Origin of the sequence: Pseudomonas sp. HMSC063H08, assembly GCF_001813645.1 — a bacterium.
Lineage (GTDB): Bacteria > Pseudomonadota > Gammaproteobacteria > Pseudomonadales > Pseudomonadaceae > Pseudomonas > Pseudomonas aeruginosa.
On the sequence record NZ_KV813561.1, the window covers coordinates 184,608 to 184,974 of the forward strand.

Annotated in this window: 1 protein-coding gene; it reads left to right on the forward strand. The window is 66.2% G+C overall.

The annotated features are described in order from the left end of the window. Window positions 1-367: AAA family ATPase (locus HMPREF2924_RS25925; protein WP_141765579.1), on the forward strand; the 367-nt coding region annotated here is incomplete at both ends.

Below are 367 nucleotides of genomic sequence, written 5' to 3' on the forward strand. Positions count from 1 at the left end.
TCGGCAAGACCGCCATCGTCGAAGGCCTGGCCCAGCGCATGGTCCAGGGCGAGGTGCCGGAGGTGCTGCGCGACAAGCGTCTGGTCGAACTGAACATCAACGCCATGGTCGCCGGCGCCAAGTACCGCGGCGAGTTCGAGGAACGCCTCAAGCAGGTGATGGACGAACTGCAGGCGGCGCAGAGCGAGATCATCCTGTTCATCGACGAGGTGCACACCATCGTCGGTGCCGGCCAGGGCGGCGGCGAAGGCGGGCTGGACGTGGCCAACGTGCTGAAGCCGGCGATGGCGCGCGGCGAGATGAACCTGATCGGCGCCACCACCCTCAACGAGTACCAGAAGTACATCGAGAAGGACGCCGCGCTGGA